This is a genomic window from Enterococcus sp. DIV0800, from assembly GCF_050559735.1.
In the GTDB taxonomy this organism is placed as follows: Bacteria; Bacillota; Bacilli; order Lactobacillales; family Enterococcaceae; genus Enterococcus_A; species Enterococcus_A devriesei.
This window is the reverse complement of record NZ_CP187898.1, coordinates 911,353-932,412: the sequence shown is the minus strand read 5'-3', so window position 1 is coordinate 932,412 and position 21,060 is coordinate 911,353. Positions and strand designations below refer to the sequence as shown.

Genomic DNA, 21,060 nt, shown 5'->3' with positions numbered 1-21,060 from the left:
ATGAAAAAAGAAGAAAAATTTCAGACGTAGTTAATCCTGCTATATAAAAAAACTGGAAAGTGCGACCACCTTCCAGTTATAGTTATGCTTATTTTGCTTCTTTGTTTTCTAATGATGCTCCAACGAACGCTTTGATCAATGGTTGAGGACGGTTCGGCCGTGAGATTAATTCTGGGTGGAATTGGCAACCCACGAAGAATTTGTTTTCAGGGATTTCAACGATCTCGACTAGACGATTGTCAGGAGAAACACCTGAGAAGACCAAGCCTTTATCTTCAAACAATTGACGATATTGGTTGTTGAACTCATAGCGATGACGATGACGTTCTTGAATCACTTCTTCATTGTCATATGCCGCAGCCGTTTTGCTGCCCTTTTTCAACTTACATGGGTATAAACCAAGACGCAAGGTTCCCCCTAAGTTTTCGATATTCTCTTGATCAGCCATCAAGTCAATAATATTATTGGTCGTATCTGGAACAGTTTCCGCTGAGTTCGCATCTTCAAGTCCAGCAACGTTGCGACCAAATTCAACACAGGCCATTTGCATGCCTAGACAGATTCCTAAGAATGGTACGTCGTTTTCACGAGCATAGCGAATGGCTTCAATTTTCCCTTCGATCCCGCGATCACCAAAGCCACCAGGAACTAAGATACCATCAGCATCCGCTAATTTTTCCGCAACATTTTCACGAGTGACATCTTGTGATTGAATCCAGTTGATCTCGATGTCTGAATCAAATGCAAAACCGGAATGTTTCAATGCTTCTACCACTGAGATATACGCATCTGGTAATTCTACATATTTACCGACTAAAGCAATTTTGACCTTTTTCTTAAGGTTCAAGACTTTTTCTTCTAATGCGCGCCATTCAGTCATATCCGCTTCTGGCACATCTAATTTCAAATGATCACAAACAATTTGATCCATGCCTTGAGCTTGTAGGGCCAATGGTATCGAGTAAAGTGTTTCCACGTCGCGAGATTCGATAACCGCTTCTGGAGCGACATCACAGAATTGTGCTAATTTATTTTTGGTACTTTGAGAAACAGGCTGTTCTGTCCGAACGACTAAAATGTTTGGTTGAATCCCCAAACCGCGTAACTCTTTAACGCTGTGTTGCGTTGGCTTAGTTTTCATTTCCCCCGCTGCTTTAAGGTAAGGAATCAACGTTGTATGGATGTACATCACGTTGTCCGCACCGACTTCAGCTTTCATTTGACGCAAAGCTTCTAAGAATGGCAAGGATTCAATATCCCCTACGGTACCGCCAACTTCAGTAATGATGACATCTGAATCGGTCATCTTTGCCGCGCGCATAATTTTTGATTTGATCTCATTGGTGATGTGTGGGATTACTTGGACTGTCGCACCTAAGTATTCGCCCTTGCGTTCTTTACGAATCACTTCTGAATAGATTTTTCCTGTCGTTACGTTGGAGTATTGATTCAAGTTGATATCGATAAAACGTTCATAGTGACCTAAGTCCAAGTCCGTTTCAGCACCATCATCTGTTACAAAAACTTCACCGTGTTGGTATGGACTCATCGTACCTGGATCGACATTGATATACGGATCGAATTTTTGGATAGTCACTTTCAATCCCCGATTTTTAAGCAAACGACCTAATGATGCTGCCACGATTCCCTTGCCGATTGATGAAACTACGCCGCCAGTTACAAAAATATACTTTGTCATAAATGAAAAAACTCCTTCATACTAATTTGCAGGAAACGTCTAGCAAAAAGAATCTGAAAGGCAAAACCGACTTCTCTTTTTTGAAAGATACGTCCGTAGAACCAAACAAAAAGAAAGCTCCCTATCTTTTTTGATAGGGAGCTTTGAATTCACTAAACACTGACCCTTACTAAAAGGGTGCCCAAGCAGTATAATACCGAGTCTTTGGAAAAATGTCAACAGTAATTCTTGGTTGCTTAATTTTCCTTAATCAAATAGCTTACCAAAAAAGCTTTTCTTTTCTTTCGGATCGGCAGTTTCATCATCTGTTTTAGGCGGGTATTTTTTTTCGATATCAATGATCTCTTCATTCACCGCATGATCTGTCACTAATAACAAACCGATGCTATCTTCAGAATCCACTGTCGCGTCATTGACAATCGTAAAATCCACCGAGTTCTTAGAAGCCAGCGCGATAAAGGTGCTTTGCAGCGTCTCGGGAACTTCTCCATTGATCAACAGCTTGCCTTCTGGGTATTTTTGAATTTCTGTCAGCAGGTGGTCTCGATCGGTAGGATTTCCCATCTCTTTGACGGTCATGCTCAAAAAGCACCGTTCACGAAAAGTTCCTAAATATTTTCTTTGCTCATCTGGATTGACTTGCGGCGTTCCATACCGTCCCTTATCCATATGCTGCTGCAACTCATCTTTTGCCATTTTATTCACTTCCTTATCCATTGTTTCGATTGATTCTAGTATAACAAAAGTACGCTGAAAATGCTGATTCCTTGTAATCAGCTACTAAATACTACATTTGACGAATATGTCGAGCTGCAAAAAGCCTTAAGAAAACCATTGTACTTTTATTCTATCTACTTTATAGTTAAAGATAGTTAAAAAATATGAAAACTGTCTTTTATTAAAAGCCCGTTGATCAACGGGCTTTTGTCGTGTTTTCTAAAAGGAGTGTTTTATGATCAAGCGTTACAAAAAAATGTTAAAACAAGAGTTTCTTCATTATTCAAAAGGCAAGCTACAAAAAGATTTACTAGCGGGATTGACTGTTGCCGCAGTTGCCCTCCCTTTAGCTCTGGCTTTTGGTGTTTCTAGTGGAGCAGACGCTGCCGCAGGAATGATCACAGCGATCATTGCAGGGGTAGTGATTGTTAGTCTTTCTGGCGGCTTTTATCAAATTTCTGGACCAACCGGTGCAATGGCTGCCATATTAACAGGAATCATCGCGACTCAAGGGTTAGCGGGGGTCTTACTAGCGACGTTTATCGCAGGGTTGATTTTACTTTTTGCCGGACTATTGAAATTGGGTAGTTTGACTTCTTTCATCCCCTCACCAGTGATTACCGGCTTCACCTCGGGAATTGCCATTATTATTGCTTTAGGGCAAATCGATAACTTTTTTGGCACGAGTTCTACTGGTGAAAATGCCTTAGCTAAGTTAATAAGCTATAAAGATGGTTTTTCTCCTGATTTTCCGACCCTAGCATTAGGAATCATTATTTTATTGATCCTTCTCCTTTATCCCAAAAAATGGAATCAAATTTTGCCAGCTTCGCTCGTTGCTATTATTCTTGCAACTTTCGCAACCATTATTTTTCAATTTCCAGTGGCGAAAGTCGGCACAATTCCAACTTCTTTATTAACTGGTGAACGCCTGCAACTATCTGCCCTTAGCCTATCTTCTATCAAGCAATTACTTTTACCGTCAATTAGCATTGCGATGTTGGGAATGATTGAGAGTCTATTATGTGGGGCCTCTGCCGGACGAATGACCGGAAAAGACCTTGACAGCAATCAGGAATTAATTGCTCAAGGAATCGGCAATATCATTTTACCTTTTTTCGGTGGTATCCCCGCAACGGCAGCTATCGCGAGAACCAGTGTCGCTATCAAATCAGGCGCACAAACACGTTTAGCTGGTATTTTTCATGCACTATTTCTGTTTTTATCAATGATCCTCTTCGCCCCGATCATGTCACAAATCCCGATGGCGGCGTTGGCCAGCGTGTTACTCATCACTAGCTGGCGGATGCATGAATGGGCAACGATCAAAGCCATGATCCATGAAAAAAACCGTTCCGCCTTACTTTTGTTTTCTGTGACGATGTTCAGCACAATCATCTTTGACTTAAGTATCGCGATCGTGATCGGGGTCATTTGCAGTTGCATCTTTTTCATCGCTAAAAGTGCCCGAATTTCGATAGTAACTGAGGATATTGATTGGAAACGGATGGATCTGCCTGAGTCTCCTGTCGGTTCTGACTGGGCAGTGATCTATATTACAGGTCCACTCTTTTTTATGTCCGCCAATCAATTGAAAAAGACATTAGACCAAGTCATCGACAAAGAAGGTCTGATTTTTTCACTGCGCGGTGTTCCTAGTATCGACTTGACCGCTTTGGATAGTTTCAATGATTACTTTTCTATCGCTACTTTAAACCAGCAAAAGTTGATTTTTACTTCGATGCAGCCAGAAGTCGAAAAACAATTTAACCGCTTATGGGAAAAACGCGAACACTCCCCTATCCAGCATCCAACTGTTGCCCATGCGCTACATGAGATTCACCAGACATTTTAAAAAGCAGGAATACGGCAGACAAGAGTTGCTGCCGTATTCCTGCTTTTATTTGTGACCAAATATTCGCCTTATAAGAAACGAACGAGCCTAGTCCTAAATATTTTTGATTGATCTCTTGACGCTTTTACGATTCTTTAATTGGGTCATCGCTAAATAAACGATTGGTAAATAATTAAAAATGAAACTCAAACGTTGCCAAAAGCCCAGCTGTTTAAAGACTGCAAATTGATTCAATTGCGGCAGTCGAGCCAAGCCATAAATAGCAGCGACAGCGATGCTTAAACAAAATAAAATAAGATACCGCCGACTCATTTGTTTATCACTTTTCATACGATATAAAATGAATAAAATCAATGGAAACAGCAAAAAACCGGCATAACCGATGCCAGAACCAATATTATGGACCCAAGTAGAAAAATTCCACTGCGCATCCGCAGAATCCACGCTGAACAATCCGGTAAAAATACAATCCCCGATTCCATAAGCGCCAATCGCCAGCACTGCCAGTCCTGCTAGCCCATGGGACGCTGGCTTAAAGGCTGAATAAAGTGCTGGCAACGCTAGCACATAAAAGCAACCTGCCACAACTGACCAAATCAGAAACGCTTGGCGAACTGGACTATCCACATCCCCAAATAAACTCATCACACTCGTCATTTGATCCAACTGGGGATAAAAAATACCTAAAACATATGGCGTCAAAAAATCGCTGATAACACCTACCAATAAAAAATAAAAGCCGTAACGCTTTAGGATATTCACACGAACCAACTCCTTTATACTTCCTAACTCCATACTAGCATTGAAGGCCGCGACAGGGAAAAAAATCGATCCTTTTGACAGCTTCTATCAATAAAAAAGTCCCACTAACCAAATGGATAGCGGGACTTTTTTTACACTAACTTAAATCAGATCTTAAAAAGTCAGATTTAATTATTTAGCGATGAATGGGTTGTTTTTTAAGTTGTAGAAAGATTTGATTCCTTTGTATTCTGCAACATCACCCAATTGGTCTTCGATACGTAATAATTGATTGTATTTAGCAATCCGGTCAGTACGTGAAAGAGAACCAGTTTTGATTTGGCCAGCGTTTGTTGCAACAGCGATATCAGAGATTGTTGAATCTTCTGTTTCACCAGAACGGTGAGATACAACTGCAGTGTAGCCAGCTTCTTTAGCCATTTCGATAGCATTGAAAGTTTCTGTTAAAGTACCGATTTGGTTAACTTTGATAAGGATTGAGTTATCAACGCCCATATCAATTGCTTTAGCTAATTTTTCAGTGTTTGTAACGAACAAGTCGTCACCAACTAATTGAACTTTATCTCCTAAAGCTTCAGTTAATTTCTTAGTACCTTCCCAGTCGTTTTCGTCTAAGCCGTCTTCGATTGAGATAATTGGGTATTTAGCAACTAATTCTTCGTAGAATGCGATCATTTCTTCAGTTGTTTTTTCGCCTTCGCCTGAGTCAGCTAAAACGTAAACACCTTTTTCTTTATCGTAGAATTCTGAAGAAGCAGCGTCCATAGCAAGAACGATGTCTTTACCAGGTACATAGCCAGCTTTTTCGATAGCTTCGATAATTACTTCGAAACCTTCTTCGTTAGAACCAAGGTTAGGAGCAAATCCGCCTTCGTCACCAACTGAAGTTGCTAATCCTTTAGATTTCAAGATTGCAGCTAAAGCGTGGAATACTTCTGCGCCATAACGTAAAGCTTCTTTGAATGTAGGAGCGCCAACAGGCATGATCATAAATTCTTGGAAGTCGATAGAGTTATCAGCATGTGATCCACCATTGATGATATTCATCATAGGAGTAGGCAAAACTTTTGTATTGAATCCGCCAAGGTAGTTGTACAATGGGATTTCTAAGAAGTCAGCAGCTGCACGAGCAACGGCAATTGAAACACCAAGAATAGCGTTGGCGCCTAATTTACCTTTGTTAGGAGTGCCATCTAATTCGATCATTGCAGCATCGATTGCAGCTTGGTCGCGTACGTCGTAGCCAATGATTGCTTCAGCGATAACGTTGTTTACATTATCAACTGCTTTAGTAACACCTTTACCGCCGTAACGAGCTTTGTCGCCATCACGTAATTCAACGGCTTCGTATTCACCGGTTGAAGCACCTGAAGGAACCATACCGCGGCCGAATGCGCCGTCTTCTGTATAAACTTCTACTTCGATTGTTGGGTTACCACGTGAGTCTAGGACTTCGCGTGCGTAAACGTCTGAGATAATTGACATGTTTTGTCTCTCCTTTAAATTTGTTTTTGTAAATAGGGGTACAAACCCTTATAACCAATAGTAATGAAAATCGTTGGCAGTTGCAAACAAAAGCCGCGATTTTCTGAAATTATTTAGCGCCTTCTAATAACGCTAAGAATGAATCTGCTTTCAAGCTAGCTCCGCCAACTAAAGCACCATCAACGTTTTCTTTCGCCATGTATTCAGCGATGTTTTCTGGTTTTACAGAACCACCGTATTGGATACGAACAGCGTCAGAAACTTCTTTGCCGTAGATCCCTTCGACAGTTGAACGAACAACACCACAGATTTCGTCAGCGATTTGTGCGTCAGCAGATTTACCAGTACCGATCGCCCAAATTGGTTCATAAGCAATAACCATGCTTGAAACTTGTTCAGCAGATAAATCAGCTAAGCCAGCTTCGATTTGTCCTTTGATCCATTCAGCTGTTTTTCCAGCTTCATAAGTTTCCAAAGACTCACCACAGCAAAGAATTGGCAACATGCCGTTAGCAAAGATTGCTTTCGCTTTTTTGTTGATTTCTTCGTCTGTTTCGTGGAAGTATTCACGGCGTTCTGAATGGCCGATGATGACATAATCCACACCAAGATCAGCTAAAGCTGCAGGTGAAGTTTCACCAGTGAAGGCTCCAGCATTTTCCCAGTAGCAGTTTTGAGCAGAGATTTTTAGTTCTGTGCCTTTTGCTGCTTCAACTAATTCTTGTAAAAATAAAGCAGGTGATCCAATCACTGAATCTACTTTATCATTTGCAGGAATGTTGTTTTTTACTGCTTCAGCAAAATCTTTTGCTTCTGATGCAGTTAAATTCATTTTCCAGTTACCAGCAATAATTGGTTTACGCATTTAAATGAACTCCCTTTTTTTCAAGCTCAGGAACCCACTTAAGAGTGAGCTCCTTCAACACTTGGTATTAGTTTAGGTTTTATGGTTTAAGAGCTGTTAGAGCTCAAAAACTTTTCTATTGTCTAGTTTATTGAGCTAGCTCTATCAGCAATAAGCGAAAATTTCGAGAAACTTGAGAAGCAGTTTATCAAAATTTTAGTCTTATTGTTCAAGAGCTACTCAAGCTCAAAAACTTTTCTTATTTATCGTTGATTGCAGCTAATCCTGGTAATTCTTTACCTTCTAGCAATTCAAGGCTGGCACCGCCACCTGTTGAGATGTGAGTAAACTTGTCAGCAAAGCCTAATTGTTCAGCTGCTGCTGCAGAGTCGCCACCACCGATGATGGTTGTTGCATCTTTAAGGTTAGCGATTGCTTCACAAACACCGATTGTTCCGCGAGCAAAGTTACTCATTTCGAACACACCCATAGGTCCGTTCCAAACAACTGTTTTCGCGCCTTCTAATGTTTGAGCGAATAAAGCGATTGATTCTGGTCCAATATCAAGACCCATTTGTCCTTCAGGAACATCACCAGTATGTTCTTCTGTTGGAACGTCATTTGAGAATTCAGCCGCTGTGATTGAGTCTACTGGTAAAACTAATTTGTCGCCAGCAGCTTCGATCAATTCTTTTGCTAATTCCACTTTGTCAGCTTCTACTAATGAGTTGCCGATTTCCATGCCTTTAGCTTTGTAGAATGTATACGTCATTCCGCCACCGATCAAGATTTTGTCTGCTTTAGGAATTAAGTTTTTGATTACGCCGATTTTATCAGAAACTTTCGCGCCACCTAAGATTGCAATCATAGGACGTTTAGGTTCTTCAACAGCTTCGCCGATGAATTTGATTTCTTTTTCCATTAAGAAGCCAGCTACTGTTGGGATACCAGTAGAAGCGATTCCTACGTTAGAAGCGTGGGCACGGTGTGCTGTACCGAATGCGTCATTGACGAATACATCGCCTAATGAAGCCCAGTATTTACCAAGTTCAGCGTCATTGCCGCTTTCTTTTTTACCGTCGATATCTTCAAAACGAGTATTTTCAAAGACAACGACATCGCCGTCTTTCATGTCAGCAATTGCTGATTCCAATTCAGAACCACGAGTTTCAGGAACGAATGTCACGTTTTTGCCTAGTAATTCGCTTAAACGTTCAGCTACAGGTTTTAATGATTTGCCTGCTTTGTCTTCTTCTGTTTTCACACGACCTAAGTGAGAAAACAAAATTGCTTTGCCGCCTTGTTCTAAAATGTAGTTGATAGTTGGTAACGCCGCTTTAATACGAGTGTCATCCGTGATCACGCCATCTTTAACAGGAACGTTGAAGTCCACACGAACTAAAACCTTCTTGTCTTTCAAGTCAAGATCTTTAACAGTCATTTTTGCCATGAAAGAAAACCTCCGATTAATTTTTTTAAATCTTCTTCATTATACAACTCTTTTCAAGGAAAGAGCCAATGATAAACTTTTATAGAACAGCTAGTTCGTCAAGCCAGAAACCAATAAAACTTCAAAAGCCCTCTCTGTGTCCAGCTATATATTTCTGTTCTAACAAAAAAACGGAGAAGCGCGTCGCTTCCCCGCCTTGTTCAGACAATGTTGTTTTCGTTTAAACTAAATCTTAAAGTTTAGCGAAGTATTCTAAAGTACGAACTAATTGTGCAGTGTAAGACATTTCGTTATCGTACCAAGAAACAGTTTTAACTAATTGTTGGTCGCCAACTGTCATTACTTTAGTTTGAGTTTCGTCAAATAATGAACCGTAAGTCATGCCTACGATATCTGAAGAAACGATTTCGTCAGTGTTGTAACCGAATGATTCGTTAGATGCAGCTTTCATAGCAGCATTTACTTCATCAACAGTAACTTTTTTGTTTAATACAGTAACTAATTCAGTTAATGAACCAGTTGCAACAGGAACACGTTGAGCAGCTCCGTCTAATTTACCGTTTAAGTCAGGGATAACTAGACCGATTGCTTTAGCAGCACCAGTTGAGTTAGGCACGATGTTTGCTGCAGCAGCACGCGCACGACGGAAGTCGCCTTTAGGGTGAGGTCCATCAAGAGTCATTTGGTCACCAGTGTAAGCGTGGATAGTTGTCATTAAACCTTCAACAACACCAAATTCGTCATTTAAAGTTTTAGCCATAGGAGCTAAACAGTTAGTAGTACATGAAGCACCAGAGATAACTGTTTCGTCACCAGTTAAAGTTTCATGGTTAGTGTTGTAAACGATTGTTGGAACATCGTTACCACCAGGAGCTGAGATAACAACACGTTTAGCACCAGCTGTTAAATGTTTTTCAGCAGCTGCTTTAGAAGTGAAGAATCCAGTACATTCTAATACGATATCTACTCCTAGGTCTCCCCATGGTAATTCTTCAGGGTTGCGGTTAGCAAGAACTTTTACTTCTTTGCCGTTCACGTTGAATGAACCTTCGTGAACTTCAACAGTTCCGTTAAAGCGACCTTGAGTTGTATCATATTTTAACAAGTGAGCCAACATTTTAGCGTCTGTTAAGTCGTTGATAGCTACAACTTCCAATCCTTCTACATCTTGGATACGGCGGAATGCTAAGCGTCCGATACGTCCAAATCCGTTAATTCCAACTTTTACTGTCATTTAAGATTTCCTCCTTATGGAATCAAAAAATATATTTATTTTAAAGGGGATGTCCCTTTTAAAATCTCATTTGCGGCGGCTTCATCAGTAATGAGCCACGTTTGTTTTGGAGCATTTTTCATATAGGCGGTGATTGCTTTAACTTTGCTTTTCCCACCAGCTACAGCTAGAACCGTTGGCATCTTCTGGATATCTTCTAATGATAATCCGATGCGTGGCACTTTATGGACGATCGCTCCATGTTCGTCGAAAAAGTAGCCAAAAGATTCTGCAACAGCATTTTTTTGTTTCAGACGAACGATCTCTTCTTCTGACATCTTACGTCTGGCTGCCATATGGACAGCACGACCGATACTGTGAACCACACAATTGGCCTCTTTGATCATCGCCAAGACGCTTCTGATCGAAGGTTCTTTCAGCAGTGTATGATAGGCTTCTTCACTTAATTGCTCTGGCACATAAAGGGCACGATGCTCGCCATGAGCATTAGCCGCCATCAAGGCACTCACTGAGTTGGCTTGGATCGATACTGCTTCCCCAATACCACCTCGAGCTGGAACAAAAAGATTGTGACGTTTCGCTGTCTCTAACGGGCTGACATGTCTGGCAACTTCTGCCATTGTGGTACCGCCCATCACTGCAATAATGTTTCGGCCATCCGGTAATTGACGCTGCAATGCCTCATCAACTAACTCGCCAAATTCACCAATTACTTTTTCCTGTTCATCACTGTTTCCAGAAACAATCAGACAACGTTCGATGTTGAAAAGTGCCGCTAGTTGTTTTTCTAACTGATCCATACCCGTAAACTGTTCCATCAAAAGTTCTAAATGCTGCAACAGTTCCGTACCTTTTTCAGTTAATAACATGCCGCTCTTTGTCGCATCAATCAAACGCTGATCTCTAAGATAATCCGTTTCACTGCGCAAGACCCGCTCAGTTAAACCTAATGAATCAGCTAAGTTTCTTCGACCGATTGGTTGCATCCAAAAAATATTCTGCATGACGCGGTATCTTTTTTTGACAACCTCTAACACATCAGGGGCGATTGCTTCAAGTACTCTTAATTCACTTAACAAAGGAATTCCTCCGTTGGACTTAAGTAGTCCCTCATAGACTTTTAGCGACCCATGAATTCTAAAAAAAAGTAAGAAAGTCAATTTATTTTTTTAAATACGAATTTCTTACATGACAAAGTGTACCAGTTTTAAGCCTTCTACGCAAGGAAAAAGCCAAGATTTTTCACTTGGCTTAATCGAAACGTTTTCTTTTCGATGAACTGGGAATTTTCAGCGCGTCTCGATATTTCGCAACCGTACGCCGCGAAATTTTTTGCTCCTTTTCAGCAAGTAGTTCGACAATTTTTTGATCCGATAACGGTTTGCGTTTATCTTCTTCTTTAACTAACGTCGCGATCAATTGCTTTACTTCATCGGCTGAGGTGTCGTCATCGTTTACTTTATTGACAAAAAAGCCTCGCAGCTCAAAGACGCCGAAGTCGGTTTCAATATATTTTCCATTGACCGCGCGACTAATAGTTGATTCATGGACGTCCAATTGTTTGGCAACATCTTTCAACATCAATGGTTTCAAGGCACCTTGTTTATCCTCAAAAAAAGCCGATTGATGTTGAACGATGATCTTGCCCACTTCTAGGATCGTATCTTTCCGTTGTCCCAGTGTCTTACTTAACCATTCAAATTGCTGCAACTTTTCTTTCAAATAAACTTTGGTTTCCTCATCTGCCTGCTCTTTCAACCGTTTAAAATAATTTTCTTGAAAATTCAGTCGCAATTGTCCGCGTTTATTTGATAGAACTTCCAGATGATCTTCTTCACGAATTAAGGTTAGATCGGGAATGATAAAGTTTGACTCTTGTTCACCAAAACTTGCTCCAGGAAATGGATTTAACGTCCTAATGTAATCCATAATCTGCTGAATCTGCACCAGACTGATTTGATATTCCTTCGCCAGCTGTTCAAATTTTCGTTTAGCGATTTTATCAAAGGCCTCTTCTAATAGAAGATAAGCAAGTTCCGGTGCAAAATCATCTTGCTCCGTTTGCAGCATCAAGCACTCCTGCAAATCTCTGGCCCCAACGCCTGGTGGATCTAATTGCTGCAAAAGCGTCAAAGCATCCAAGTATTGGATGTCACTTGCTTGCAGTTCTTCCTTAATCTCCACTTCATCCACTTTTAAATAGCCATTGACATCGACATATTCGACTAAGGCCAGCATGATTTCACGAATGAAGGTATCCCGATAGTTCAAATGAATCTGATTGATCAAATGCTCAAACAACGAGACTGAATGATCCGCGATTTGCATAAATGAATCATTCTTAGGTGCGCTGCCGCTCATTTGCATCAAGTCACTCTGGATCTTTGGCGCAACGACTTCAAACAGCGGATTCTCCAATGAGACTGTTTCAACGTAGTCTTGCAGCTCTTCGGTATTAAATTGTAATATCTGAATGGCTTGTTGTAATTCCTGTGTCATCGCCAATTTTTGGGTCTGTTGTTGTTTTTGCGAATAGCCTTGTTGAAACTTCATATATTTTCCCCTTGTTTTTTTAAAATTATATGCTAAACTAATAAACGTGCTGCGCCCTTAGTGTAGTGGATATCACGTAAGATTCCGGTTCTTGAGACGGGGGTTCGATTCCCTCAGGGCGCATTGTTATATTACTTTTGAAACACGGCTCAATTGTGATGAGCCGTGTTTTTTTCGTCATTCGTTAAAATAATCGCACTCAAAATCATTGTAGTTCCTATTATACGTTTTTAAATGATACTAATCAATTTACATTAGCCTAACACAAAGATAAGTAAAATACTTTTCACCATCAACAATGACTTAGATGGTGAAAAGTATTTTTTTAATAATTATTTTTTTACTAAAACTGCTTTGCTTTTTGGAAATGTCGGAAACTGATTCAGTGGAATCTCCCAATCTTGCTCTGGGACTGTAAACTGGTACTTATTCACTAGTTGGTCGGAAAAGACCCGTAATGCATGTAGTGTGATCCATTCACCCGCACAGCGATGCATCGCTTCGAATTTTCCGCCGCCTTGGGCAATCATTTCGTACTCTTCATCGTAAGAGATATGCTTTTCTTTGCCTAAATAGCGGGAGATTCGAAATACTTCTGGTGTTTCAATCGTGCGCTTATCATGGTTCGTCCCATAGAGATCTAAGACCACCCAGCTGTCTTTAGGAATCAAGTAGCCATCGATTTCGACGTCTTGAATAGCAAAGGCCGGCAGCATCGGAAAGAAAGGATAATAGCGGCGCATTTCTTGGATAAAGGAATCTTGCAGTTGATCAAATTCCGCATGCAGTCGTTGATAAATATCTGGGCGACTAAAGAGCGCATGCCCCATTAATGCAATCCAAACTGTTAAAGCCACCGTTGGCCGAATCACATTCAACAACTCGACTGCCGCTACATCGATTGGCAACAATTCACCCTCGTCGTCGGTAGCTGAGGCGAAAGCATACAACGCGACCTCTTCTTTGCCTGCAACAGGATGTGTGCGGGCTTCTTCAATCAATGACTGCGCCCATTTTTCAGATTTCTTGCGATTCTCGATTCCCTTGACGTGAGTTTTCGGATTGGTTACTGCCGAGCTAATCATCGAAATTTGATATTCCGCCAAACGATCGATTTCTGTTTGACTCATCTGAGTCAAATCAATTCCGGACCATTCACAAATTGAGCGGAACAGAACATCTTTGGCTACATCGAATAACTGAAACTCGCCATGTTCTTGATCCATTCGTTTGGTTAATGTTCGATCCAAAATGCGATGATAATCCTCCATGCGTTTTGGCGTCATCAAGTCCATAAAAATCGTTTTGCGTTTCTCATGGGATTTGCCATCTAATGTTTGTACACCATCCTCGCCAAATAATGTTTTCAATACAAGTTTTGGCATTGCCCCTTCCCGTTTAAAATTTCGTGAATCATAAAACTTTTGGGCCGCATCTTTCCCGTAGACGGCAATAACTTCTTTATTCAATAGGCGCGCTTTTACCACCGGTGCCTCAGCCTCTTCGCGAAGTTTCGAAAGAAGCAGATATCCTTCATCTAAACGTTCTGTGACATCGGTTAATTTGATTTTTATTTCAGGTACTTTTTCCATAGTAACCACCCTTCAATTATTCTCTCTAAAATTATACTAACGTGTTTTTTTCAAAAGAACAAAATTAAACGCTTGAAAATGATCAGGCTGGGTCATGTTATCGAAAAAAGTCTTTTCGATCTATCAGCTAGCTATTAAAAACTAGTTGCTATAAAGGATCTACTTTTAAGTTTAAAAAAATTGAAACTTCATTACAGATGCGACTCCCACTGTTATGCTAACTCATGTGATGGAAAACAAAAAAAGAGTAGATCATATTGATCTACTCTTCTTCATCCTCATCGTCATCAAAATCATCGTCGTCATCATCAATCACGCTTAGATCATCTTCGATTCCACCAGGGACAACTTCTTCGTCATCCTCGTTTGCATCCGCTCCGATTTCTTGTAAATCAGAGTTGTATGCTGCGATTTCATCATCGTCGTCATCATCGTCATCGTCGATTTCATCCTCATCATCGTCTGCTAACAGATCGGTATCTTCAGGATCATCGTCGTTGTAGTCGATAGCATCTTCATCATCATTGATAAAGGCGTTGACTTTCTTACGTTTCTTACGACGCGGTTTGTCTTCTTCTTCATCTTCTAAGCCATGGTTCACTTCTTCATCGATCGAGTCGATTGCGTACCATGAACGTAATCCCCAGCGATTATCACCAAGAGAAATAAAACTTCCATCAATATTCAAATCGGTATAAAATTGAGCTAATGCATCACGAATCTCACTGTCTGATTTGCCAAGATAGTTTTGGATTTGATTGACTAGATCAGAAAAATCCATTACTTCTCCACGATCTTCCAGAATTGCGTGCGCCACTTCAATCATTGACAATTCATCTTTGTTCAAACCATCAAAAATACTAAGTTCCAAGTATGACACGTCCTTTCAAAGTCTACTCCTTATCATACAAAAACAAAAGCTAAAAAGCAAACCTTTCTTATACTTAGGTAGTAAATTCTAATACCATGTGATAGTCGCCGACTTTTTCTTCCTTCATGTATAAGGAATAATCGATCGTAATAATGCCGGAAAAAGGCCGATCCTTTAGGCTGACATGGAGATTTTGCGCGTAGGTTGTGATCATAAACATGCCATAAGGTGTTTTATAACTCGTTTCCATTTTTTCCCGATAGGCAAAGCGCATCCGCATTCTAGCATCGCCGGAGCGAATCAATTGGACTTGCGAATCTGGTGTCACTTTGACTGTCACCGGAATTTCTTGACCATCTGGCTGGATTTCCTTGTAACGAATGTATAAGGTGTCGCCCATTTTGACGACTTGACCGGGAAGATCAAATACAAAATCTTCTGTTTCGTTATTTTGCATCACCTTTGTTTGGACTTTGATATTTGCGGGAATGCCTTCTTTGATATTCACAGAGCTTCCACCCTTTCTTCATTGTCGTTGAATTCATTTTCGATCTGATAAATGAATTTAAAATTATAATTATCTGTTACTTAAGTCGGATTAAAATCCTTCCAACATTTATTTTTGTCGGTTTTGTCACTTTTGTCAACTACTTCTGCTTTTTAAGCGACTTCATTACGTGCTTCGCGTGTTTTTGTTTATAATAGGAAAAGAAACGATGAAACGAGAGGAAGATTTTATGAAAGAGGCTTTACTGTTTGACCAAGGAATGCTTTCGGAGAGCGAGCTGTTTAATCCATTCGCGTTGACCGATGTACTAACGGAATTCAGCGGCGAACAGCAGCAGCCTGTCATCCACTTTTGGCAATTACCAAAAACCTTGATCTTAGGGATGAAGGATAGCCGTGTTCCCCACCTTAACGACGCGTTAAAAACCGTTCACCAACAAGATTATCGCTTAGTACTGCGTAATTCCGGTGGCTTAGGCGTCATTAATGATACTGGTATTCTAAACATTTCATTGATCCTGCCAAAAGAAACCATTGCAGGTTCAATCGATGACGGCTATCAAGCGATGGTGGATTGGTTTCAGCATACTCCATTCGGCAGCTTAGGCCTAACGGTTGGTGAGGTCGCTGATTCCTATTGTCCCGGAAAATTTGATCTTTCTATCAAAGGAAAAAAAATCGCCGGGATCGCTCAACGTCGGATTAAAGACGGTGTGGCGATTATGATGTATCTAAGCGTTGACGGTGACCAAAATTTACGGGGCGAAATTGTCCGCTCCTTTTATCAAAGTGGCTTACAAGATCAATTTGGGATTGATTATCCCCCCGTTGATCCCAGCAGCATGACCACACTGGCAGAAACAGCACCCTTTGATGTTTCCTTAGCATCGGTCAAAAAAGAACTGCTTCATGCAATGCCGCATCAAGATCAATCCGCTTTCCTACCAAAATTTTTCCAAATGGAGGAATATCAGCGCCGCATCGAAAATATGCGGCAACGCAACACCACTATTCAGGAGGTACTTCATGACTTATAAATATCAACTGCTACCAATGGAAAAAGTTTTTCGTGATCCTGTGCATAACTATATTCACGTTCAACATCAAGTGATTTTAGATTTGATCAATTCAAAGGAAGTTCAGCGCTTGCGCCGAATTAAGCAACTAGGCACGACTTCTTATACCTTTCACGGCGCTGAGCACAGCCGCTTTTCTCACTCACTAGGTGTCTATGAGATCACCCGCAGGATTTGCGATATTTTCAAACGCAATTATTCAAAAGAAAAATTCGGTAAAGACGGTTGGGATGAAGATCATCGCTTAGTCGCTTTGTGCGCGGCGCTTTTACACGACGTCGGTCACGGGCCTTATTCTCATACCTTTGAACATATTTTTCATACGGATCATGAGGCGTTAACAGTCGCCATCATTACATCCCCTGAAACAGAAGTCTTTCAAATTTTGAACAATGTGGAAGAAGGCTTCCCAGAAAAAGTAGCTAGTGTGATTACTAAGACTTACCCCAATCCCCAAGTTGTTCAAATGATCTCAAGTCAAATCGACGCCGATCGAATGGATTATTTATTGCGGGATGCTTATTATACAGGCACGGAATACGGCACCTTCGACTTGACCCGGATCTTACGAGTGATCCGCCCTTATGAAGGTGGGATTGCTTTTTCCATGAATGGCATGCATGCGGTAGAAGATTATATCGTCAGCCGCTATCAAATGTACGTCCAAGTTTATTTCCACCCTGTTTCCCGAGCAATGGAAGTGTTATTGGAACATTTACTGGATCGTGCTCATGAATTATTTCAAGAGGACGCCGAAATTTTTGCGTTTCATTCGCAATTTTTAATTCCTTTTCTTAAAGAAGACTTTTCTTTGGAAGACTACTTGAAATTAGATGATGGCGTATTAAACACCTATTTTGCCAAATGGATCGATGAGCAAGACGTAATCTTAAGTGATTTGGCTTACCGCTTCTTAAACCGCAAGCCATTGAAATCTATCACTGTTGACTCCAGCGAAAATCCATTATTGCTTGAAATGAAATCCTTAGTTGAAAAAGCCGGCTTCAACCCCCGCTATTACACTGCGATCAATTCTAGTTACGATCTGCCTTATGATTTGTATCGTCCAGAAAAGGGCAGCCATCGGACTCAAATTGAATTGATGCAAAAGGACGGATCGCTAATTGAATTGTCAAAAGCGAGTCAGTTGGTTTCTGCTTTGACTGGGCAAGGACAAGGCGATGTGCGTTTTTATTATCCAAAAGAAATGACCCAGCAGAACGCGCAAAACTCTGATTTGTTTGATGATTATTATCAAGCCTTCGCTAGTCATATTCATAATGGCGCTTTGATCAATTGATTACAGCCCAAAGAAAAAAATTTTCTGTTCACATCAGAAAGTTTTTTTCTTTAGCCATTCTTCCACGGCCCACTTATGGCTGCCGCGTTTTAATAACTCGATTGCTTTTTCCGGCGCTTCCCAACTGCTGCCATTTCCAGCCTCTAAAGGTTCCGAAACTTGCTTCCAGCTTTTGGTTCCATAAAAGTAACCGGGATTATAAAAATACGTTCCTCGATGACGGGAATAAAAATACTCATCCGCTTGCCCTAAATAATCGGCTAATACCACCTCAAAGCCTAATTCCTCTAGCATCTCTCGATCAATCGCTTCTTCTTTTGTTTCATTGCCTTCAATCTCTCCGCCAGGTAAAAAATAGGCACCATTTGGCGCTTGGACTAGCGCAATTTCCTTTTTATCATTCATTAAAATCGCATAAGCAGCATAACGTTCTTGATAATTTTTTTCGGCTTCCTTCAGACCAAATACTGGGATCATTGGTACCCTCCTACAAACTCTATTTATAAGCTAGTGTACATTAAAAAAAACTCATAAACAACTAAGAGCCGTAAATCCGAGAAAACAATTCAATTATGGTATGATGAATCTATTAGATAGGAAAGGATGTTTATTTATGAAGATGGCACACACCTGCGTTCGCGTAAAAGATCTAGATGCGTCGTTAAAATTTTATCAAGAGGCTTTCGGCTTTGAAGAGTCACGGCGCCGTGATTTCCCAGAGTCAAAATTCACCCTTGTTTACTTGACTTTGCCTGGAGATGATTATGAATTAGAATTAACCTACAATTATGATCACGCAGCTTATGATCTAGGCGACGGCTACGGTCACATCGCGATCGCTTCAGAAGATATTCAAAAACTTCACGAAGAACAAAAAGCAAAAGGCTTCAATGTAACCGACATGAAGGGCTTACCAGGAACTGAGCCTTCTTATTATTTCATTACTGACCCGGATGGGTATAAAGTCGAAGTCATCCGTTAAGCTGAATACTGCAAACAAAAACCCCCTGAGACAAGAATCTTGTCTCAGGGGGTTTTTACGAATAAATAGCGTTTCAGCAGTAATTTCTTATACGATCTCTATCCTTATTAGCCAATCATTACATTTTCTTCTGGGAGCTTGTAATTTCCTCCTCTTGATTTCATTAAACGCATCGTCAAGGCAAAGCCCACCGTTAGAATACCTACTCTGCCGATATACATTAAGGAAATAATCAATAGCTTTCCTACTACACTTAACGTAGGGGTCAGCCCCATCGTTAAACCGACTGTTCCGAAAGCTGAGAAAGTCTCAAACAATACATATTCGATCCCTCGGAAACGAGGAAGGATTTCAGTTATAGACATCACCATCGTCACAGCAATACAAAGACTCAAAGTAATGAAAAACAACGTCAACGCTTTAGAGACCACCGATGGGCGAACCGTCCGACGAAAGACCTCCGCGTGCTCTCTCCCCTTCAGCATTGAAATCGTCCGGACAAGCAGAACGCCAAAAGTCGTCGTTTTCAATCCCCCAGCAGTTGATCCCGGTGAGCCCCCAATATACATCAGCACAATAGTAAAAAGAATCCCCGCCTGACTGACGTTTCCATAATCTACCGAAAAATAGCCTGCCGTTCTGGCCGTCACAGACATGAAAAACATATTCGCAAAGCGACTAAGAGGCTGACTGTCATCAACGATGAAACGTCCGCCAGATTCTGAGATATAAAAGACGATTGTTCCGACCACTAGTAAGCTTAACGAAACCGTCAATGCCAGCTTACTGTGTAACGACAATTTTTTAGTTTTATGATAATTCATTAAATCCTGCCAAACCATAAAGCCCAAGCCGCCGGAAATAATCAAGCCTGAAATCACAAACAAAACATAGGGATTTTCTTGAAAACCAATCAAACTATCGCCAAATAAATCAAAGCCCGCATTACAAAAAGCCGAGATCGAATGAAAGATCGCATACCAGATCCCTTTAGCTGTCCCATAGGTTGGGACAAAATCAATCGCCAATAAAATAGCCCCTGCTAATTGGAAGCCGATTGCAAAACGTAAAATATAATACATCAACTTCATCACACCAGACAAGCTATCTAAATTCAAGGATTCCTGCAAAATAATCCGGGTCATCAAGCCGACTTTTTTTCTTAAAATTGCGAAGAAAATAATTGGCGTCATCATGAAGCCCAAGCCGCCGATCTCAATTAAGATCATTATGATCAGCTGCCCCCCCATATTCCAGTGCTCACTAGTCGTTAACGTTGTAAGTCCTGTCACACAGGTGGCCGAAGTGGCTGTAAACAGCGCATCGATAAAGGGGGTTGCTTTGCCAGACTGAGAAAAGACCGGCAATGTCAAAAGCAGACCTCCCAACAAAATGATTGCAGCAAAGCCTAATGCAATAAACTGAATCGGATAAATTTTAAACGGCCAACGTTTTTCTTTACTCATAGCTCCTACCTTCAAAAAAAGGTACTACTTTCTCAAGTAGTACCCATATTTTTCACTTTAATCATACGTGTAACTTCCGCACGTTCGTTTTCTTCCAACTTCATCTGGATAAAGTAGATTGTTTCTTCCAACTGAGGAATCGTCATATACTCCAACGCGTTTACTCGCCGACGTGTTTTTTCGATTTCTTTCGCCATCAATTGACAGGTTTTTTCAATCTCAGTCAGTTCCAAAAGCTTTGGCAAAACTTTTGTGAATCGTTTGATACTTTGATCTAGCTCGTCATTCGAATTCAAGAAACCATATTCTAACGGACCGTCGGCTAGATCACTGTCGTGTTGAAAATTCATCACAGGGACCTTCACACTCATAACGTCCTTTTCGATCACATCAAGGGTTACACGTTCTTTCGGGACAGCCAACAGCTCTTCGATGTACTTATCATTCAATAGCGCATCGGCTACCGAAAAATTCTTCATCGCCTGCTGCAGCTCTTCCTCGACTTCCCCTCGCATCTCATTGGTCTTTCGAACCAATAAAATGAAGCGGCGCATCAATTCATCCTGCTTATCTTTCAGAAGCTTGTGTCCACGGCTGGCAGTCGTCAATTGTTTTTTTAAACGTGTCAATTCCATCCGTGTCGGATTCACATTTAATTTTACCATAG

The 21,060-nt window shown here is 40.8% G+C and carries 19 protein-coding genes and 1 tRNA gene; 5 read left to right on the top strand and 15 right to left on the bottom strand.

What is annotated here, in order from left to right; translation table 11 throughout:
• Nucleotides 1–88: 88 nt before the first annotated feature.
• Nucleotides 89–1,699 carry a CTP synthase gene (locus IGI54_RS04455; protein WP_430621262.1) on the bottom strand — a complete coding sequence of 537 codons (1,611 nt, stop codon included), beginning with the start codon at nucleotides 1,697–1,699 and terminating at the stop codon, nucleotides 89–91.
• 246 nt (nucleotides 1,700–1,945) lie between these two features.
• The gene (locus IGI54_RS04450) at nucleotides 1,946–2,395 is read right to left on the bottom strand and encodes a YueI family protein (protein WP_071861113.1); all 450 of its coding nucleotides are present in this window, start codon (nucleotides 2,393–2,395) and stop codon (nucleotides 1,946–1,948) included.
• Between the two features lie 256 nt (nucleotides 2,396–2,651).
• Here IGI54_RS04450 and IGI54_RS04445 point away from each other — a divergent pair, with 256 nt between their 5' ends.
• The gene (locus IGI54_RS04445) at nucleotides 2,652–4,271 is read left to right on the top strand and encodes a SulP family inorganic anion transporter (RefSeq protein ID WP_430621261.1); all 1,620 of its coding nucleotides are present in this window, start codon (nucleotides 2,652–2,654) and stop codon (nucleotides 4,269–4,271) included.
• Between the two features lie 93 nt (nucleotides 4,272–4,364).
• Here IGI54_RS04445 and IGI54_RS04440 read toward each other — a convergent pair whose 3' ends face one another.
• From IGI54_RS04440 to rpoN, 7 genes are all read right to left on the bottom strand, one after another.
• Entirely contained in the window at nucleotides 4,365–5,033 is a 669-nt protein-coding gene (locus IGI54_RS04440) for a DUF998 domain-containing protein (RefSeq protein ID WP_430621260.1), read from the bottom strand.
• A 171-nt stretch (nucleotides 5,034–5,204) separates the two neighbouring features.
• Entirely contained in the window at nucleotides 5,205–6,518 is a 1,314-nt protein-coding gene (eno, locus tag IGI54_RS04435) for a phosphopyruvate hydratase (protein WP_071861110.1), read from the bottom strand.
• Nucleotides 6,519–6,627: 109 nt separating this feature from the next.
• Entirely contained in the window at nucleotides 6,628–7,383 is a 756-nt protein-coding gene (gene tpiA, locus IGI54_RS04430) for a triose-phosphate isomerase (protein WP_071861109.1), read from the bottom strand.
• Between the two features lie 238 nt (nucleotides 7,384–7,621).
• Entirely contained in the window at nucleotides 7,622–8,812 is a 1,191-nt protein-coding gene (locus IGI54_RS04425) for a phosphoglycerate kinase (RefSeq protein ID WP_216428718.1), read from the bottom strand.
• A gap of 232 nt (nucleotides 8,813–9,044) precedes the next feature.
• Complete coding sequence (gene gap / locus IGI54_RS04420) at nucleotides 9,045–10,046, bottom strand: type I glyceraldehyde-3-phosphate dehydrogenase (RefSeq protein WP_071861107.1); 1,002 nt, start codon at nucleotides 10,044–10,046, stop codon at nucleotides 9,045–9,047.
• 35 nt (nucleotides 10,047–10,081) lie between these two features.
• A complete protein-coding gene (locus tag IGI54_RS04415; protein WP_071861106.1) occupies nucleotides 10,082–11,125 on the bottom strand; it encodes a sugar-binding transcriptional regulator in 1,044 nt (347 codons plus the stop codon).
• Between the two features lie 172 nt (nucleotides 11,126–11,297).
• Nucleotides 11,298–12,599 (bottom strand): RNA polymerase factor sigma-54, encoded by a 1,302-nt coding sequence (gene rpoN / locus IGI54_RS04410; protein ID WP_430621259.1) that lies wholly within the window; start codon nucleotides 12,597–12,599, stop codon nucleotides 11,298–11,300.
• Nucleotides 12,600–12,650: 51 nt separating this feature from the next.
• Between rpoN and IGI54_RS04405 the strand changes: the two genes are divergently transcribed.
• Nucleotides 12,651–12,722 (top strand) — tRNA-Arg (locus IGI54_RS04405).
• A 209-nt stretch (nucleotides 12,723–12,931) separates the two neighbouring features.
• On the opposite strand, the gene IGI54_RS04400 is transcribed toward IGI54_RS04405, so the two are convergent.
• The 3 genes from IGI54_RS04400 to IGI54_RS04390 form a co-directional block, all read right to left on the bottom strand.
• Nucleotides 12,932–14,191, bottom strand: a complete 1,260-nt coding sequence (locus IGI54_RS04400; protein ID WP_216428713.1) for a cytochrome P450 — start codon at nucleotides 14,189–14,191, stop codon at nucleotides 12,932–12,934.
• Between the two features lie 262 nt (nucleotides 14,192–14,453).
• Nucleotides 14,454–15,062, bottom strand: a complete 609-nt coding sequence (gene rpoE, locus IGI54_RS04395) for a DNA-directed RNA polymerase subunit delta (RefSeq protein ID WP_071861093.1) — start codon at nucleotides 15,060–15,062, stop codon at nucleotides 14,454–14,456.
• 73 nt (nucleotides 15,063–15,135) lie between these two features.
• The gene (locus IGI54_RS04390) at nucleotides 15,136–15,570 is read right to left on the bottom strand and encodes a DUF1934 domain-containing protein (protein ID WP_071861092.1); all 435 of its coding nucleotides are present in this window, start codon (nucleotides 15,568–15,570) and stop codon (nucleotides 15,136–15,138) included.
• Nucleotides 15,571–15,799: 229 nt separating this feature from the next.
• Here IGI54_RS04390 and IGI54_RS04385 point away from each other — a divergent pair, with 229 nt between their 5' ends.
• Nucleotides 15,800–16,606, top strand: coding sequence for a lipoate--protein ligase family protein (locus IGI54_RS04385; protein ID WP_430621475.1), 807 nt, complete (start codon nucleotides 15,800–15,802; stop codon nucleotides 16,604–16,606).
• The gene (locus tag IGI54_RS04380) at nucleotides 16,596–17,945 is read left to right on the top strand and encodes an HD domain-containing protein (RefSeq protein WP_430621258.1); all 1,350 of its coding nucleotides are present in this window, start codon (nucleotides 16,596–16,598) and stop codon (nucleotides 17,943–17,945) included. The genes IGI54_RS04385 and IGI54_RS04380 overlap by 11 nt, the downstream gene beginning before the upstream one ends.
• 33 nt (nucleotides 17,946–17,978) lie before the next feature.
• Here the strand turns inward: IGI54_RS04380 and IGI54_RS04375 are convergent, their stop codons facing one another.
• On the bottom strand, nucleotides 17,979–18,422 hold the full coding sequence (locus IGI54_RS04375; RefSeq protein WP_430621257.1) for an NUDIX hydrolase: 444 nt from the start codon (nucleotides 18,420–18,422) through the stop codon (nucleotides 17,979–17,981).
• 136 nt (nucleotides 18,423–18,558) lie between these two features.
• Between IGI54_RS04375 and gloA the strand changes: the two genes are divergently transcribed.
• Nucleotides 18,559–18,927: a lactoylglutathione lyase gene (gene gloA, locus IGI54_RS04370; RefSeq protein ID WP_071861089.1), complete on the top strand. Its 369-nt coding sequence runs from the start codon at nucleotides 18,559–18,561 to the stop codon at nucleotides 18,925–18,927.
• 107 nt (nucleotides 18,928–19,034) lie between these two features.
• On the opposite strand, the gene IGI54_RS04365 is transcribed toward gloA, so the two are convergent.
• Both IGI54_RS04365 and IGI54_RS04360 read right to left on the bottom strand, forming a co-directional pair.
• Nucleotides 19,035–20,393, bottom strand: coding sequence for a TrkH family potassium uptake protein (locus tag IGI54_RS04365; protein WP_071861088.1), 1,359 nt, complete (start codon nucleotides 20,391–20,393; stop codon nucleotides 19,035–19,037).
• A gap of 32 nt (nucleotides 20,394–20,425) precedes the next feature.
• Nucleotides 20,426–21,058, bottom strand: a complete 633-nt coding sequence (locus tag IGI54_RS04360; RefSeq protein WP_071861087.1) for a V-type ATP synthase subunit D — start codon at nucleotides 21,056–21,058, stop codon at nucleotides 20,426–20,428.
• Nucleotides 21,059–21,060: the final 2 nt, after the last annotated feature.

What these genes read in the sequence shown, in the direction of transcription:
- IGI54_RS04385 (WP_430621475.1), top strand. Translation starts at nt 15,800, where the DNA reads ATGAAAGAGGCTTTACTGTTTGACCAAGGAATGCTTTCGGAGAGCGAG.
- IGI54_RS04360 (WP_071861087.1), bottom strand. Translation starts at nt 21,058, where the DNA reads ATGGTAAAATTAAATGTGAATCCGACACGGATGGAATTGACACGTTTA.
- IGI54_RS04450 (WP_071861113.1), bottom strand. Translation starts at nt 2,395, where the DNA reads ATGGCAAAAGATGAGTTGCAGCAGCATATGGATAAGGGACGGTATGGA.
- IGI54_RS04375 (WP_430621257.1), bottom strand. Translation starts at nt 18,422, where the DNA reads ATGATCCCAGTATTTGGTCTGAAGGAAGCCGAAAAAAATTATCAAGAA.
- gap (WP_071861107.1), bottom strand. Translation starts at nt 10,046, where the DNA reads ATGACAGTAAAAGTTGGAATTAACGGATTTGGACGTATCGGACGCTTA.
- IGI54_RS04365 (WP_071861088.1), bottom strand. Translation starts at nt 20,393, where the DNA reads ATGAGTAAAGAAAAACGTTGGCCGTTTAAAATTTATCCGATTCAGTTT.
- tpiA (WP_071861109.1), bottom strand. Translation starts at nt 7,383, where the DNA reads ATGCGTAAACCAATTATTGCTGGTAACTGGAAAATGAATTTAACTGCA.
- IGI54_RS04445 (WP_430621261.1), top strand. Translation starts at nt 2,652, where the DNA reads ATGATCAAGCGTTACAAAAAAATGTTAAAACAAGAGTTTCTTCATTAT.
- rpoN (WP_430621259.1), bottom strand. Translation starts at nt 12,599, where the DNA reads ATGAAGTTTCAACAAGGCTATTCGCAAAAACAACAACAGACCCAAAAA.
- IGI54_RS04455 (WP_430621262.1), bottom strand. Translation starts at nt 1,699, where the DNA reads ATGACAAAGTATATTTTTGTAACTGGCGGCGTAGTTTCATCAATCGGC.
- eno (WP_071861110.1), bottom strand. Translation starts at nt 6,518, where the DNA reads ATGTCAATTATCTCAGACGTTTACGCACGCGAAGTCCTAGACTCACGT.
- IGI54_RS04425 (WP_216428718.1), bottom strand. Translation starts at nt 8,812, where the DNA reads ATGGCAAAAATGACTGTTAAAGATCTTGACTTGAAAGACAAGAAGGTT.
- gloA (WP_071861089.1), top strand. Translation starts at nt 18,559, where the DNA reads ATGAAGATGGCACACACCTGCGTTCGCGTAAAAGATCTAGATGCGTCG.
- IGI54_RS04380 (WP_430621258.1), top strand. Translation starts at nt 16,596, where the DNA reads ATGACTTATAAATATCAACTGCTACCAATGGAAAAAGTTTTTCGTGAT.
- IGI54_RS04400 (WP_216428713.1), bottom strand. Translation starts at nt 14,191, where the DNA reads ATGGAAAAAGTACCTGAAATAAAAATCAAATTAACCGATGTCACAGAA.